The following is a 15,454-nucleotide window of genomic DNA, read 5'->3' as shown; positions in this document are numbered from 1 at the left end:
CTTTTCACATTTTACTATTATATAATATTCTTACTAATACTATAACAAATGATTGTTATTTCAAGGAGCTAAATTGATAAAAAGTATAATAGAATTCAGAAGGGTATCTTATTTAGATAACGAATGCTACAATTTGGTAACTATACTTCCATACATATATCAACTTCATATACCTTGAAGAGAGGTGATTATTCTGAGAAGAAAACTTCTAATAACTGGTCTCATTTTTGTCTTTTTGTTATGTGGGTGCTTCATATATCTAAAATCTAACCCACCATTATCGTCAAAGGGAGTAAGCTTTTATGCAGATTATGAAACAAAAAGAGTTGTGGAAATAGAAAACAACGGATTTGCAAATCTTAAACTTAAAGATGTATTAGTTAATGGATTTAAAGCTGAAAAAGTTGAATTGGGCGTAAGTAGGTCAAATCATATGATTGCTGGGGGAGGTCTGGATGAAGATCGATATATTACTTTCCACAAACTTAGTGAATTAGAAATTCAACCTGTGTTACCACTTGATGAACAAAGAAAGCTATATCAAAAGGGTGACAAAAAAATCATAAAACATTATGGGTTACGGGTATTTGGTAATGAAGTGCCTAAAACCTTAAATATAAAATACACGTATCTTGGTATTCCTTATTCATTAGAGGTAGATGTTACAGAGTCGTAAATAATATATTGCTGACAGGATTCTTTACTTAATTAATTCTATAACACAAAAGGACTTCCAAATATTATAAAACTGGAAGTCTTTTTTCATATCATTATTAATGGATATTTTAATCCAAGTAGCTATTTAATATTTAGAGCCTTTGAAAGATCAACCCAAATTACTGCCCCCATAGGATGCTGGTATGGAATTGGGGTGTCATAAATGATTGGATTATCTAAAACCCAAGCATAAGTTTTCTTGTATGGGAGTTGGATAGTGTCTTCACTACTCACGCAATGAAGATGTGAACCATTTTTATATTCATCTAAAGTAAGTTCTTTACTTTCAACAATATTGACTGTTCCATAAACGATGCCTGAGCCACTTTTGATTAACCCAATTCTCCCTCTCTTTTTAGTATTGGACCCTCGTATCTCCCAAGTCTTTTTACCTTCTAAGATTAGATCAATCCATGGTGATCTTATTAGCAGTCCTTTCACGCGAACTCCTCCATTTTAGATAACGCAATTTAAAAATTATAATTAGTGCAATTTATTACTCCAATTAACCACTTCTGCATTCGAAATATCTACTTCTCCATAACTAAAGAGATGTGGAATGAATTGAAACATTCCAAACTTGTTCCCTTTTCCACTTTCCTCTTTATAGTAATCAACTGTGTCTTGAGGGATTGAGGTAAGTTCATGATATTGCTGGGTATCTATGGTATGTATATGTTCATCAGGAATAACTTTATCAGGGCCTCGATAACTTGTTTTATCAGTTTGATATATAACATTTTGGTTGTTTGATAGGTTATCTATAGGTATTTCAAAAAAGAGTAAATCTGTTCTTGCATTCACTTCAAATGTCTTGAGAGCTTCATATACATGGTTTGGGTGTAGAGGGAGAAAATGAAGGACACCGTTCCATAAACAATCAAGCTTAGGGATTTTCCTTTGAGGTAATTTCTTACGTTTTGGATGATCTTCGTACTTTTTAATATATTTCTTATAAAGCTCTTCATCTTTCACCTTTAATCTGTTCAAAGGCATGAGTTGATCTCCAAACATCTTCTTAGGAACCATATGATAGACATATTCTTCGATAAAGATCTCTCCTTTTATTCAAAATACTTATAATAGGATTCCGTTCTTGCCCTTACCTTACAACCATTCCTCTCAAATACCCGCTGCATCTTTACGTTATCTTCGTGAGTATTACCAATGTAATACGTCGCTCCCATTTCTTTTAAATGAATAAGAGATTGATAGTGAATGGGGGTGCTATGTCCCTTGCCTCTTTCTTCTGGTAATATTCCAAAGTAAAATAATCTACCTTCATCATTTGTACCAGGTTCAATATGGGGCATTGTTACTCCTAGTGGTTTACCTTCAAGAAAAACAACCTTACATGTCTCCTTCCAAGAGTCCCCTAGTTCACTTTTAACTGAATCCAGATATTGCTCCATTGATAGAGTTGACGGTTCATTTTCAGAATCGCTCATACATTGCTCCCAATAGTGTTTAAATGCATCTTCAGAAATGGAGAGATCACTTATTGAATGCCATTTATAATCATGTACTACGTTAGGCAGATCGATCAGCTCTTTAAACACTTCAACTTTATTAGCATATGGTTCAAAGCCATGTGAGATCATTAGGTTAGAGAGCTCTTGATAATGCTTGGTACTTCTATGTATAACAGCACTTATCCTTTTTATACCAAGGGATATACCTGCGTTAATTATATATTGCAGCTGTTCCTGAATTTTTGATTGTTCATATATCGATTCGTCTTTTTCTTCAATTAGAATATAATCTGGAAGTCCATTTAATACTTTAAAGGTACCTTTAAGTTGTTGCTGCATTTCTTGAATATCTCTCAATCTCTTGAACTCTCCTTTTTAGGTGAAAATGCTTTCCTAATTCACCAGATGTATGAGTGAGTTACAATTTAACTATGCTTATAATTAGGTTTTTAGGTATTCCTTATGGGAAACATCACCTTCTAATAAGATTTTGCATTCACTTTGATGAAGCTCTACAATACTCAAGCTTGTATCCTGTATATAAGGAGGTGCCCATATATCTTCTGTTTTGAGATTCTTAAAAATTGAAAACATGCATTTGATCACGTTTGAGTGAGAAACTACTAACACATTACCTGACTCATGGTTTTTTCTAATATGATCTATAAAATCAATTGTTCTATCTCTCACTTGTTCAAATGTTTCTCCTCCAATTGGAGTAAATAGATGAGGAGTGTTCCAGAAAGAGTCAAATTCTAACGGAAATGTATCTTTAATGGTTGGTAGCGTTTGTCCCTCCCATTCCCCCATATTAATCTCCTTTAGATTGTCATCGTAAAAGATCGGTATATCTCTTGTTCCCTTTATTAAGTCAGAAGTTCTTTTCGTTCGATCACTAGGACTCGAGTATATAGCAGATAGATTAGTATCTTTTAATCGATTCCCTAAGGATTCAGCATTTCGTTCTCCGTTTTCTGTCAGTTTGGAGTCTGACCAGCCTTGCATTCTTTTTTCTGTGTTCCAAACTGTCTCTCCATGTCTGGTGATATATAGAGTGACCATAAAACAAACGCCTCTTTTCTCAAAGTCATAACAATACATCATAAAGCTCAATTAATTACTTCTATTCCCCACTGATGGAACGAATAAATAGAATGCCAGATGCTGCATCTAGTAATGGTTGTGTTTTTGGAATATAGAACATTTCTATAAAAAATGGATACCCCACTCCGAACCAAGATACCCAGTGGTAGCTTGGAATAAAGCTTAACACGGTTAAAATGATCGCAGGAATGAACAACCAGGTGATTTTAAATTGTCCCTGGATTAAACGCTTTAAGCTCTTCCATTCTAATAAAACGCCAAACACAAACACCCATAAGCTTAGTTTTATACTTAGAGTAGTTGACAAAACCCCATTGTCTTCAGCTTCTTTCAAATCCCAATATGTCGATATTGATAAATGCATGAAGATCGATAAACCAGATAAAATTAATATTACAAAAATGATATTCTTCTTAATATAAACACCTCTTTACTACTCGAAAATAACTTTCCAAAAATGAGATCTGCACCTTCAAGCCAAAATCCAAAAAGGTCACCAAGCTCGACCATTGCCTTTTTGTGCTTCTGTCAATTTTTCAGCATGTTCTTTATCTTGATTTACATCACTTTTTGATTTCCCTTTATGGTTTGTTGAAGGGTTTTGTTTGTTACTCTTATGATCTCTGTATATGATAAAGCCAATGAGTGTTACAACTAAAATTACAAAAACAACATTAACAATAATAACTTCCACACTTTAGCCTCCTCATAGGTATGATTTTATAATGACATCCACATCCGCTCATCTTATACCAATTATTTCAAATAAAGGTAATTTCCTCAATACTTTCTTTTTAATTATCAAATTGGTTAGAAAATCTCATATAAAAGTGACCACACTTAATGCGTGGCCACTAAAAAAACATTATTCATTTTCGATAATCTTAATTTCTTTTGCTAGAACTTTGGGTGGCTTAGATTCAGCAATGATACCATTAGTAATCACTTCTACTTTTTGACCTACTTTTAATCTATTGATGTCTATTTCCAATTCTTCTTCATGAATGTTAACAATTAACGTATATGCTCCCTTGAAACTTCCACTTTCAAGATTTATTTTGATATAGTCAATCTCATCTTCTTGCTCTTTTATAGTTTTAACCTCTATTATTTCTCCTTTAAAGCCATTATCGTTATTGCCGCTACTATCACTACAGCTAAAAAGGATAGAAGCTGCAAATATTAGTAAAATAAACAAAAAGGATTTTTTCATTAAGCAATCACCTAAACTTTCTATCCCACTACTAATCACTACTTTAGTTGATAAGATTAATACGTTTTAAAGGACTTAGCTATTTTAAATATTTCTTTCTTATCGACCGGTTCTCTTTCTTGTTTTTCTTTAGATTTTGTCATTACGTACATGTTATAGGTAGAACCCTCATCTTCCCATGAGAGTATTTGTGCCCTTCCATTAAAGTAATATAAACCTTTCAAGCCATCTCCTATATCTATTAAATTGTCTTTAGAATAACGGCTATTGACTTCTAAAGGAGAAACAGAAGAACTGCTTTGTTCAATTTCCAGAATGGTTGTTGGTGAATCTTTAGATGTATAACGAGTTATTATTGTTTGAAATTTAGGTTCGCCTTCTTTTGATTTTATAACCTTATCATCTTTAATCTCTTGAGGGCCTCTATATTTTATATCAACAGAGGTCTTACCTACTTCAAATGGTGAGTAAGTCGGAAATTTAATTGTACGGTTAAATTCTTTTAATTTATCACTATTTTTAATTTCTTGTTCACCTAGGTAACTAGACGACTGTGTACAAGCACTTAAAACAAATACAATCAGTAATGAAAATACGATATTCTTATTCATAATGCACCCCTTATACATTTACTTAACACTTCCACATTAACTTAAGACCAATCGTTACAAAAAATTTACATATCCTCAATAGTATTTTTTAACTAAATACTTTTAAGAGAATAAGAAAACAAAAAAGACGCGTTTTTAAATAAACGCATCCTCATCATGTTGGTAGTGAAAATGTTATTTTTCTAATCTATTGGCCGTTTTAAGGGTTTAACATCGATTTCTCTCTTTTTATCAAAACAAAACACAACTATAGTACCTACAATACCTAAAATAAAAAACACATATGGTAAAACAGAACTGAACGAAACAAAATTCAAATTTAGAGAGTTATGTATTAAAGATCCAAAGAAGCCGAGAACACCTATATTTTGAATTATTAATCCTATTCTTCCCTTTACACCTTGTTCCCTCCACTTACTTAGTTTCAAATTGATCTCCAAGCTAAGAACCCCCATTTAAATGTCCATTTCGTTTATACCCCAGTTACACTTGAGTAGATTTAATAGTAACCATTATTTCAAATAAAAGTGATCTCGGCAAATCGTTTATTTAGCTTTTATATTTTCGCATTAAAACCCAAAGAATGGAGCAGACCAGGGATAGAATAGATACTGCTAATAGGACCTTAAAATACGGTGGGTAGTAGGTAAAAGATATATGGTTCGTCCCCTGTTCAAGCTTCACTCCTAAAAACGCATAATTCGTTTCTTGGACTTTTTTCTTCTCGCCATTTACCTCTACATGCCAGCCCTTTTCATAAGGAACTGGGATAGTGAGATAACGGGCATTTTGGCTATTCTCTACTTCGATCTGAATGTGATTCCCATTGATCTTCACATCAGAAGGCGGATTAGATTTCTTTGCAGCACGCTCCAAGGTACGGTAGTTCTCATGATAAAGATCTAATTCCTCAAGTGTATAACTGCCTTTTGGAACCCTTATGGAGATCTGATCATCTTTAGGCACTCTGATGGTAATGTCATTCATTCCAGTACGATAAAATGACGAGCGTGATTTCCTAGCTGTTTCAAAATCATTTACAGATAAATGAAACAGTGGAGCGTCCTTGTCATTGTTTTGCAGGTAGAACGATACATACAGATCCTTTGCCTCTTTCGGAAGAGAAGATATATTTAGGTCAATGCCACCTTTTTCTTCAGTAACCTTAAGCTGTCCATCTTCATAAGTAGCCCCTACAGCTTCGACTTCAACTTGATCCAATAAATTTACGAGATGATTTGGCTTTTTTGTCTTACCCTCTGGATCTTTGACAATCACACCATCAAGCATGGCTTGCTCCCTGGCTACTATAGGGACTTTTTCTAATGTTTTTTCACTATACACCGTACTTGTTGTTCGTACGAAAGGAAGTATATTGGTATTTCGATAGACCTGATATTCTTGATTTTCCATATAGTGCTCAAAACCATAAGGAATGTTTCGGTCATCACCTTTTTTCACCATAAAATACTTTCCCCGAAGCAAGCTAAATACATTAGCGCGATCCCCAAACCCAGAGTATCTACTAATACTTTCATGCTTCATATCAATTTCTAAATCCTTGTAATACCAAAAGAGGATATTTTGATTCAAAATACTTGAATACACACTGGTCCCATAAAAATCCTGGATTAGAGGAATATTATTTCGTTCATCCGCTCCTCTCCATTGGAATCGGTAAAACGGAGATGTATCTTGCTTCTTCACACGTTCAACGATCTCCCTTTGAGCTTCGGAATAGTATCCATCACTAGTGATATATTGTTTTGTTGTATCCTCTACACCTGCCGCTTTATATATTTTGTCATATTGGTACACGTTCACCATTCCCGCATTCGCTAGTAACACTAATACACACGCGGTGATCCATACCTTTTGGTTACGAAGGTTTAGGAGAAAAAAAGCAGTTATCATAAAAATAGGCAGTGCAATCATGTACTGATCATAAATCGTACTTATGCTATAGGTTTGATCAAAAAAGCCACACAAGATATAGGCCACACAAGTCAGCAGGGATGCTATTAGTAAACGTAATAGTTTGGTTTGTTGCAGTAGTTGAAGTCCGGCTGCTACCATTCCTCCAGCCGTAAAAAAGGCAACGTATTCAAAGCGGTTCCTAGGTGCGGAAAAGCCATTAAACGCGCTTCCCATGAAAGGACTAAAATGAAATACGATCAGCAACAAAGTCAGTGCAGCAAATAGACGAAACAGGTTATTTTTGTAAAAAGAAAACATAAACAGAAAAAGTACCACAATGGTAGACAGTAAAAAAGTATAGCTATTCAGTAAAATGTTATCAGAAAGATCGAATAAAGGAATCTCCTGATTGAATGATGGACGATAATTTTGAAAATAGGCATAGATGGTTGGGATAAAGGCGATCGATGAAATACCAAAACCTAGAACCCCAGAAGTTGCGAAAAGCTTCACCTGTTTCAGTTTATGGCTTTCGTTTTCATTAAGTGGAATCATCCAGCGGAAAAGGATATAAATTCCTATAAAGATAAAATTAATATAGGCAAAGTAAAAGTTGTTAAAAATCGTTGCTGCCACGACAAAAACAAACCATGCTGGCTTTCCTTCTCGAATAATTTTCTCCACACCTAGAACCAGTAACGGGATGAACAAAAACGCATCCGCAAAAAACTCCCAGTATGTAGCATGTCTAAAATAGATCACACTGGACCCATAAAGAGATGCTCCTACAAATGCGGGCATACTTCTGAATGAAAAATATTTAAAGACCAATGTTGTTAATGTAATAACAAGGGTCATCCTAATGATACTCGTGAACACTATAGCCTGAGCCCAGAACAAAACATCCGGCTGCTCAATGATATGAAGGAGTTCCAACAAAAATACAACGATAATCGTCATGATAAAGAAAAGGTTTGTAGAGAAATAATAGCCAAGCTGACCATAAAAATCTCCCCCAAATCCAAACTGAAGAGAATAAAAGAGATTCCCACTTGTATAGTTTTCATATATAAATTGTTTAAAAGGAAGCATTTGATTTAAACCATCATTCGGTCCCGTCATAAAACTCCCCTCTCCCCATTTGTACAGAAAGAAAAGGTGAGAGAGAACGGAGACCATTAAGCTTCCTGATACTAATGCAATCCAGCTTCTTTTACTCATAATAGTCACCATTATTGTTTTAATATTTTACTAGTTACGATAAATGTAATGGGAACGGTAAAAAATACAGCGATGATCGGTGCAACATTACTATTTATTCGCAACCCTTCCACAAATACGATTGAAAGTAATGAGGAGGTTGATATATTTACGACTTGTGTTAATGGGAATTTTAAAAATTTAGATAAAGTTGGCTTTACCTTGTACGTAAAATAGGTATTTAGAAAAAAAGAAATAACATAGCTTACTAAAAAGCCAGTAATATGGGAGACCATATAATGTAGGTCTATTACATTATGAAGGAACAAAAACACAATATAATAATTAACTGTGTTAATGCCCCCGACAAGTATAAATCGAGTTAATTCATTGTTGAGTGATTTGATTTTGAGATTCATGTACATTCGTTTCCTTTATTAGATAGTGAGGGCGACCTTTTACTTCATTATAAATACGACCTATATATTCTCCAATTACGCCTAAACTGACCAACTGGACTCCACCAAGAAAGAGAATGGAAGAGATCACACTAAAGTAGCCTGGCACCTCGATTCCGTTTCTTATAATCTCAACAAATATGAACGTAATGTAACTTAACGACAGCATTAATATAAGAAGTCCTACGTATAAACAAATTCGAAGGGGTTTTGTATTAAAAGATACTAACCCATCAATCGCATAGTTTAATAATTTTCCAAACGACCACTTCGAATCCCCTGCATTACGCGATATGTTATCATAATGAATGATCTTTTCTTCATACCCTACCCAGGAAAACAAGCCTTTTGAAAATCGATTTCCTTCACTTAATTTCAAAATATCATTCACAACACTTCGGCTAAGTAATCGAAAATCTCCAACACCGTTTTTCAATTTCACATCGACAAGTTTATTTACAAATTTATAATACAATGTTGAAAGCGTTTTTCTTGTAGTTGATTCCCCATCACGATTACGACAGGCAACCACCTGGTCATAGCCCTCTTCATACCCTTCAAGCATCTCTGGAATAAGGTAGCTCGGATGCTGCATATCAGCATCTAAAACAATGACTGCATCTCCTCTAGCTTTCTGTAAACCTGCTAACAAAGCAGCTTCTTTTCCAAAATTTCTAGTAAACGAGATATATTTCACATGCTGATGTTCATTTGCAAGATCTTGTATGGCAGCTAACGTTTGATCTGAGCTCCCATCATCAATAAAAATGAATTCATATTCGTAGTAAAGATGTGAAGTATCTTGGTGAACTGATTCAAAAATTAGTGGAATATTTTCTTCTTCGTTAAATGAAGGAAGAATAAAAGAAATGAGCTTCCCATACATATGTCATCGCTCCAATTTATTATGTAGTTAAGAGAATAGATGAAGAGCGTTCCATTACCTCACGTTACTTTATCCCTTTCCCTTGAGGTTAAAACATAAATCATGGTCGATTGTGTAAAGTAAATGAAAAAGGCTTTGATTAGTAAAACTATGGGATAAACATCAGTCTGGTTGCCTGTGTGCTGGAGTTAGAATCTTAGAACCCCCGATATACTTTTAGAACGGGGTCCTTTAAAGAAATATAAAAATTCCACTAACGTTATCTGTCAGTGGAATTTCTATATTTATACGGTAACTAGAAAGTAAAGTCAGGGACTAATTGAGATAGCTTTCTACCAATTGGTTAATGATGTTGATTTAATCAATTGGAAAAAGATACACGGAATAATTAAAATACTTTTCTAACCCTATCTTTTTAGCAACTATATTGGAAGGCTTGTTATTATCCATAAAATCCCAGTATGGAACCATACCGCTACTCAAACAATCTTTTACCACATAGTGGCCTACTTTTTGACCTAATTTATTCCCTTGGTGAGCCTCGATTGTTTCTATGTCTAAACCATGAACATTTCCGGCTACAAATGCCGAAAAACATAAACTCACTATTCTATTTTGATAGACTATACAATAACCAATTCCCTTTTGAAAAAAATGATCGGGAGAAGACCAGAATTCTGATATTTTCGTGCGTAGGAACCCAATGTTTTCTAGAGTATTATTTTCATTCTTAAAAAGAGCTTTATTAATTACTTTTACTTTATAGTCATGTTCAATCGAAGGTTCAGTATTACCTTTATAATCACCATTTTCTAGAGTATAAACATTTTGATTCAATTTTGTTATTTGGTGATTTTTAAAGATAATTTCTAAGGTCTTATCCCATTTTGAATGATTACCAATTGCTATAAAATTCTTTGATCGCAAATTCTTTAATTCTGGAAAAATCACCTTATCAATAAAATCATTTATATGATTATTAAATACCTCATTCTCTTCATTTCCAATAAAGAAAAAACCATCATTATTACCTAACCAAATCATTCCTGTACTAGGTGATATATTATTATCTACAAAAATTCGACCAGGGTTGCGTCCTTCTATTACTGCCTTAACTTCCAAATGACCTTCTTGATTTATTAACTTTTTACATTTATAGAACTCATCTTTATCAAGTTCACAAATCATTTTGAACCTCATTCCTTATTTAACATTTCTGTAACAGTAACTTGAGAACATTTCAATCTAAATCAAATTTTAACAAAATTAATCTGTTATAATTCCTTGCTTCACACCAAATTGTATAAGACCAGAATAGGAATCTCCGGTAATGTTTAAAACCTTACAAAAAGCTGGTTCAGTCTTGTAGCCTTGTTTTTTTAGTTTTATCACTTCCTCCTTTAAACTGGGGTCATTCTCCATCAAATTATGTTCTATGATCATATGGAGATACGCATTTTGTTTATGTACAGGGGTAGATTGCCCAAACAGTTCAAACTCGAAGTTATTAAATATGAAATTTGACTTAACTACTTCCCTTCCTCTTATTGTTATTCTTTTCACTTTAAAATTTTTCTTATTAGAATATAGAGCTTTCACTTTTTCTTCAAAGAGATTGAAGTCATGTACTTCCATTATGATGTCTAAATCCGAACTCGTGATATCTATACCGATCGGCAGTGTTCCACATAACACAGGAGTGTAACTCTTTAAATGTTTTAAAATATCTAGGTTCTTTATTGCAGCATAAGCTTCTTGTTGTTTTTTATTACCTGTTTCCATTTCTTTAAATAAATCATTCAAAGTGCCGTCACTCCCAGTATTTTTACAATAGCTTCTTTCCGAACCCAATACTTTTAGAGGTATATCCCATACTAGAATAGAATTGATGGGCTTCTGCTCTCTCTGAACGGTTTCCACTGTTTAAAGTTATTGCAATAGCGCCTTGCTTTTCTGCCCAGCTTTCCACTTCTTCTATTAGTATTTTTCCTATTCCTTTTCTTCGATAGTTTGTATCTATGATTTATATTGTCTAATTGTTTTCTTCTCAGCAATAGTTGTATTCAACTACTTACTCAAATATTAAATATTCCGGAGGTGACACTTCATTGAAGACTATAACACCGTCATAATTCTTGGCAGGTTTTAGACTCGATATTTTTCTACCAGCAATATAAGTAGTAGTCCAATCATTCAGCCATCCATTCTCTTCAAACTCTGTCGCTCCATTGATGTCCAAAAATGTAATGGGGTATCCACTCTTAGCAATTCGTTTTTCTAAACTATTCTTGTCAAATACCCTTGCACTATATATTTCCCCATAATTATTCGCCAGATCACCGTCCACCAAATATAAGCCAAGTGTATATGTTGAATATTTGCCGGATTGCTCTAGTAATTCTCCCATGGAAGCATTTTTCTTACCATTAGAAACATTATTACGAATATGTTCATTATGTGCCCATACAATGATCTTTTGGTCAGGATATAACTCTGATAATAACCAGTCCAAATTTTCTGCCATGATTTTATCGCGGATGATACTTCGATCGTTTGAATCTTTAGGTAAACTATAATAACCTTCTAAACTTTTGACTCTATCTTCAATAAAGTGTTTATGAACCTCAAAGTTCGCCAATTCATTTTGCGCATCGGGTAACATTTCCTCAATCTTTTTATAACCTTTTATAAGGGAATTGATTTTCTCTTGATTTAATTCCCCTCTATTATATAAGTCTCTAAATTGAATTTCACTTTCGTAAACACTCATAGCTAATTCAGGGTTCGTACCTTTATACTTCTCTTTAAAATACACACCATAGGCTCCAATTGGTGCTTGCATATCAAAACCAACTAGATTCAAAGGGGGTTCACTTTGATGAGAACCTTTTATATAGTCATACAAAGTATCCACATTCTTTGTGTGCCAAACAACGAAGAGTGAACGTCTTACCAATTCCTTAGATGAGTATTGGCTACTTGTTTGCTGAGCAGTCCACACATCAGCCATAGGACTTTCAAATGCAAGAACTTGATAGCCCATTTCTTGATGAAGAAATTTTATTAATCGAGTTTTCATTGCATTATATTCCGATACACCATGAGAGCTTTCCCCAAGCATAACAACTCGTTTATCACTAAGTGTTTCTTTTAAAAACTCTAGGTCAGAGAAATCATCTTTAGATAAGGATAATTTTTTTGAAAATTTATCCAAAGATTTATTATTGTTGCTCTGTTCCCCCTCTTGCTCTTCTAAATCTAAATTGTTTTTCTTCGTAGTAGTTATTTCTTTCGTTTCAGCCACTTTAGTCTTTTTTTGAGTGTCGCATGATATTAAGAATAATATTAATATAACAATCACCCAAAATATTGGATTTCTATTTTTCTTTATATTATTCTTCAAAAAATCCCCCCAAATAAAAGTTAATTTCATTGCATTTAACACATGCTAGTAATAAAATCTGCTCCTATTACAGCATTTCTTTCTGGCTCTCCTATCTTTTTTTATATCCTTATTTGTGAAACTCTTTCATTTTTTGTCCAGTATATGTATGAAAATTCACTTCTAACGCTCGATGCAACATAAACTTCTTCAACATTCATCCCATCATTTTGCATTTACCCAAAAGCTCCCTTCATTTTAACATAATTATCCATAAAATTTAGAGATGAGTTATTCTAGTCATTTAAAAAAGCGCAAAACCTTTTTAAAATATTGCGCCCGCACCTGAAATCACCCAAATACCCCCATCAATACCATTAATCTTCGACCTATTATTAAGGTATTTCATAGATGCTATTTTCGCTTGGACTAGTACAATAGGATAAGTATGGATTTTTAAAAACTGACTATTAACCCTCTTATCTATATAGCTCCTATTTGGAAAACTCTATTTATTTTTCAAAAAAAATGGAGCAGTAACACTCACATGTGTTACTGCTCCTACAAATTTCCATTCAGACTTTTTATTTGTCTTGATCGTATAATGGTCCGAGTTAATTCAAACGTTAGTTAAATAACTGATTTACTTTACTTTCATCTCCTAAATAATTTTGCGTTAATTCTCTTAGCTCATTTTCACTTGAAAAATCGCTTAAATCCTTACCATACCAATCTTGTAAATTCTCTTTTGTTAATTCATATTCCTGTTGTTCAAACTTAAATGTAATCCATTCTACATTTTGAATCAAAGCAAAAATAAAGGTTGCATTGCATATTGCCCTTTCTTTAACAAAACTTTCTCCCTTTATTCCTTGATAGATTAAAATCATTCCATAAGGTCTTGTATCAGTTTTAAGTTCAAAACCTTGTAAGAGGTCACCACCTGGTAAGTGTGAAACAATGTCTCCAACTGCATTGTTATCTCCTATGTACGAACCTTTATACTTAAAAATATCATTATTTACATTATTTGAATCACAACCGCTTAAGAGGAGTAGCACCAATAATGAAAAGAAGAAAAGACTAATTAATTTCTTCACCAAATTTCCCTCCAAACTTTTCAAAGAATATTCTCTTTAACTTTCCAGGAAGGTCTAGTTGTTTTTTAAACATTCCTATTCGTTATACAAAATAGATTTCTTCACAATCGAATTAAAACTTTAACATAAAAAAACATTTATTAACCCCTAATTATACGAGCAATACAAAAATAAAGGGCACAACCTTATTCTAGGTTTGCACCCTAGTGCGGAATACTTGAATTCAAGATTAAATAAAAATCTTACATATCAATATTCCTTTACAATCTCCCCATTTTCACCCAAACCAACGTAATCAAATCTACCGTCAATTCCATATTCATAAAATGCAAACCATACACGTTGCCCATTTTGAAGAGTTACGATCTTTGCAACTTTCTTCTTTTCTTCTGTTGATTCGATAGTTAACTTTTCAATATCAGGATTATTAATAAAACCATATACATAGGAAAGGGGGATTTCTTTATCGTTAGAAATAATCCAATTGAATTCTTCCCCAAATCTAACAGTACCTGCCCCCATAACCCACTTCCATTTGCTTGATTTTTTACGAAGGAACCCCGCATCCAATCCATTATTTAAGGAACTATAAAAGACAAGCACACCATCTCTTACTACTTCTATATGATGTATTTTTTGTACTTGAATTGACTCTGGAAACGAATTCTTAATTTCACTTTTCAAGGTTTCTTGTTCATCGTTTAAGGAGCAGCCCATCATCAATAAAAGCAAAATTATTATGTAAACACCTTTTCTCATGTTCTCTCATCCACCAATCAGAAACCTACTTTAATACCAATTATTTCAAACATACAACGTTTGGGAAACAGTTATTAAAGGTTCCCCATTTTTGTTACGTAATTATATAATTAATAGTTCTCCCCTAAATAAGATAGGGCGCAAATCCTCTTTACTCCATATTTGCGCCCTTATCATGAACACTTGAATTCAAGATAATTATCAAAATGAACGTTTACCCTAACCAAATAGTTTAAATTCATTTTCACACATTTTAATCTTCTAAATCAGCGATATATAAAGGGAAATTGTCTGAAACTGATTTCTTCAAACATTCCATATGACAAAACATTTGTTGTTCCTGCTGAGTATCACTAGCCTTATCCCAATTAGATACTACTATAATTGAAGTAATATCTGGTTTTTTTGATATTATCCTCTTATCACAAAAACAACATTGATAGGAAGAATTATCATTCATAACATCACCACATTTCGTACTTCTCTTTTTAACTCAACTAGCCCTTAGTATAGGTACATTTTCTCACAACTAATTCAATTCTTATAACATACAAATATCCAGTTAAACCTAGAGGTTATAATATATCAAGATAAATAAAAAACGGGCTTTCCTTACTCCAGAATTGCGCCCGATT

At 33.4% G+C, this 15,454-nt stretch carries 20 protein-coding genes; 1 reads left to right on the top strand and 19 read right to left on the bottom strand.

The window, feature by feature from the left end:
- Positions 1-328: 328 nt before the first annotated feature.
- Positions 329-676, top strand: a complete 348-nt coding sequence (locus H514_RS22875; protein ID WP_051255107.1) for a hypothetical protein — start codon at positions 329-331, stop codon at positions 674-676.
- Between the two features lie 122 nt (positions 677-798).
- On the opposite strand, the gene H514_RS0110305 is transcribed toward H514_RS22875, so the two are convergent.
- The 19 genes from H514_RS0110305 to H514_RS24660 all read right to left on the bottom strand — a co-directional run bounded on the left by H514_RS0110305 (position 799) and on the right by H514_RS24660 (position 15,279).
- On the bottom strand, positions 799-1,158 hold the full coding sequence (locus H514_RS0110305) for an ASCH domain-containing protein (protein WP_027446901.1): 360 nt from the start codon (positions 1,156-1,158) through the stop codon (positions 799-801).
- A 42-nt stretch (positions 1,159-1,200) separates the two neighbouring features.
- Positions 1,201-1,713, bottom strand: a complete 513-nt coding sequence (locus tag H514_RS0110300; RefSeq protein ID WP_231566598.1) for a group-specific protein — start codon at positions 1,711-1,713, stop codon at positions 1,201-1,203.
- A 68-nt stretch (positions 1,714-1,781) separates the two neighbouring features.
- The gene (locus H514_RS0110295) at positions 1,782-2,546 is read right to left on the bottom strand and encodes a GNAT family N-acetyltransferase (RefSeq protein WP_081672994.1); all 765 of its coding nucleotides are present in this window, start codon (positions 2,544-2,546) and stop codon (positions 1,782-1,784) included.
- An 84-nt stretch (positions 2,547-2,630) separates the two neighbouring features.
- Positions 2,631-3,251, bottom strand: coding sequence for a histidine phosphatase family protein (locus H514_RS0110290; protein WP_027446898.1), 621 nt, complete (start codon positions 3,249-3,251; stop codon positions 2,631-2,633).
- A gap of 61 nt (positions 3,252-3,312) precedes the next feature.
- On the bottom strand, positions 3,313-3,657 hold the full coding sequence (locus tag H514_RS0110285) for a hypothetical protein (protein WP_027446897.1): 345 nt from the start codon (positions 3,655-3,657) through the stop codon (positions 3,313-3,315).
- Between the two features lie 129 nt (positions 3,658-3,786).
- Positions 3,787-3,987: a hypothetical protein gene (locus H514_RS0110280; RefSeq protein WP_027446896.1), complete on the bottom strand. Its 201-nt coding sequence runs from the start codon at positions 3,985-3,987 to the stop codon at positions 3,787-3,789.
- Between the two features lie 171 nt (positions 3,988-4,158).
- Positions 4,159-4,506: a DUF3221 domain-containing protein gene (locus tag H514_RS0110275; protein ID WP_027446895.1), complete on the bottom strand. Its 348-nt coding sequence runs from the start codon at positions 4,504-4,506 to the stop codon at positions 4,159-4,161.
- A gap of 56 nt (positions 4,507-4,562) precedes the next feature.
- Positions 4,563-5,117: a hypothetical protein gene (locus H514_RS0110270; RefSeq protein ID WP_027446894.1), complete on the bottom strand. Its 555-nt coding sequence runs from the start codon at positions 5,115-5,117 to the stop codon at positions 4,563-4,565.
- Positions 5,118-5,299: 182 nt separating this feature from the next.
- Complete coding sequence (locus tag H514_RS0110265) at positions 5,300-5,557, bottom strand: hypothetical protein (RefSeq protein WP_027446893.1); 258 nt, start codon at positions 5,555-5,557, stop codon at positions 5,300-5,302.
- Positions 5,558-5,666: 109 nt separating this feature from the next.
- Positions 5,667-8,255 carry a YfhO family protein gene (locus tag H514_RS0110260; RefSeq protein WP_027446892.1) on the bottom strand — a complete coding sequence of 863 codons (2,589 nt, stop codon included), beginning with the start codon at positions 8,253-8,255 and terminating at the stop codon, positions 5,667-5,669.
- A gap of 11 nt (positions 8,256-8,266) precedes the next feature.
- Positions 8,267-8,653, bottom strand: a complete 387-nt coding sequence (locus tag H514_RS24330) for a GtrA family protein (protein ID WP_081672993.1) — start codon at positions 8,651-8,653, stop codon at positions 8,267-8,269.
- The gene (locus H514_RS0110250; RefSeq protein ID WP_027446891.1) at positions 8,622-9,578 is read right to left on the bottom strand and encodes a glycosyltransferase family 2 protein; all 957 of its coding nucleotides are present in this window, start codon (positions 9,576-9,578) and stop codon (positions 8,622-8,624) included. Before H514_RS0110250 ends, H514_RS24330 begins: the two co-directional genes overlap by 32 nt.
- Positions 9,579-9,935: 357 nt before the next feature.
- A complete protein-coding gene (locus H514_RS0110245) occupies positions 9,936-10,766 on the bottom strand; it encodes a GNAT family N-acetyltransferase (RefSeq protein WP_027446890.1) in 831 nt (276 codons plus the stop codon).
- A gap of 78 nt (positions 10,767-10,844) precedes the next feature.
- Positions 10,845-11,360 (bottom strand): DUF4269 domain-containing protein, encoded by a 516-nt coding sequence (locus H514_RS0110240; protein WP_036842274.1) that lies wholly within the window; start codon positions 11,358-11,360, stop codon positions 10,845-10,847.
- Between the two features lie 43 nt (positions 11,361-11,403).
- Positions 11,404-11,598, bottom strand: coding sequence for a GNAT family N-acetyltransferase (locus H514_RS24325; RefSeq protein WP_267879771.1), 195 nt, complete (start codon positions 11,596-11,598; stop codon positions 11,404-11,406).
- 51 nt (positions 11,599-11,649) lie between these two features.
- Positions 11,650-12,981, bottom strand: coding sequence for an erythromycin esterase family protein (locus H514_RS0110235; RefSeq protein ID WP_027446888.1), 1,332 nt, complete (start codon positions 12,979-12,981; stop codon positions 11,650-11,652).
- A gap of 605 nt (positions 12,982-13,586) precedes the next feature.
- Complete coding sequence (locus H514_RS0110230; protein WP_027446887.1) at positions 13,587-14,060, bottom strand: DUF4825 domain-containing protein; 474 nt, start codon at positions 14,058-14,060, stop codon at positions 13,587-13,589.
- A 249-nt stretch (positions 14,061-14,309) separates the two neighbouring features.
- The gene (locus H514_RS0110225; protein WP_027446886.1) at positions 14,310-14,819 is read right to left on the bottom strand and encodes a hypothetical protein; all 510 of its coding nucleotides are present in this window, start codon (positions 14,817-14,819) and stop codon (positions 14,310-14,312) included.
- A 253-nt stretch (positions 14,820-15,072) separates the two neighbouring features.
- Positions 15,073-15,279, bottom strand: a complete 207-nt coding sequence (locus tag H514_RS24660) for a hypothetical protein (RefSeq protein ID WP_027447685.1) — start codon at positions 15,277-15,279, stop codon at positions 15,073-15,075.
- Between the last annotated feature and the right edge of the window lie 175 nt (positions 15,280-15,454).

This window comes from Pontibacillus marinus BH030004 = DSM 16465 (assembly GCF_000425225.1).
GTDB classification, from domain to species: Bacteria; Bacillota; Bacilli; order Bacillales; family BH030062; genus Pontibacillus; species Pontibacillus marinus.
Note: the sequence above shows the minus strand (reverse complement) of the source record. Positions and strands in the feature narration are given on the sequence as shown.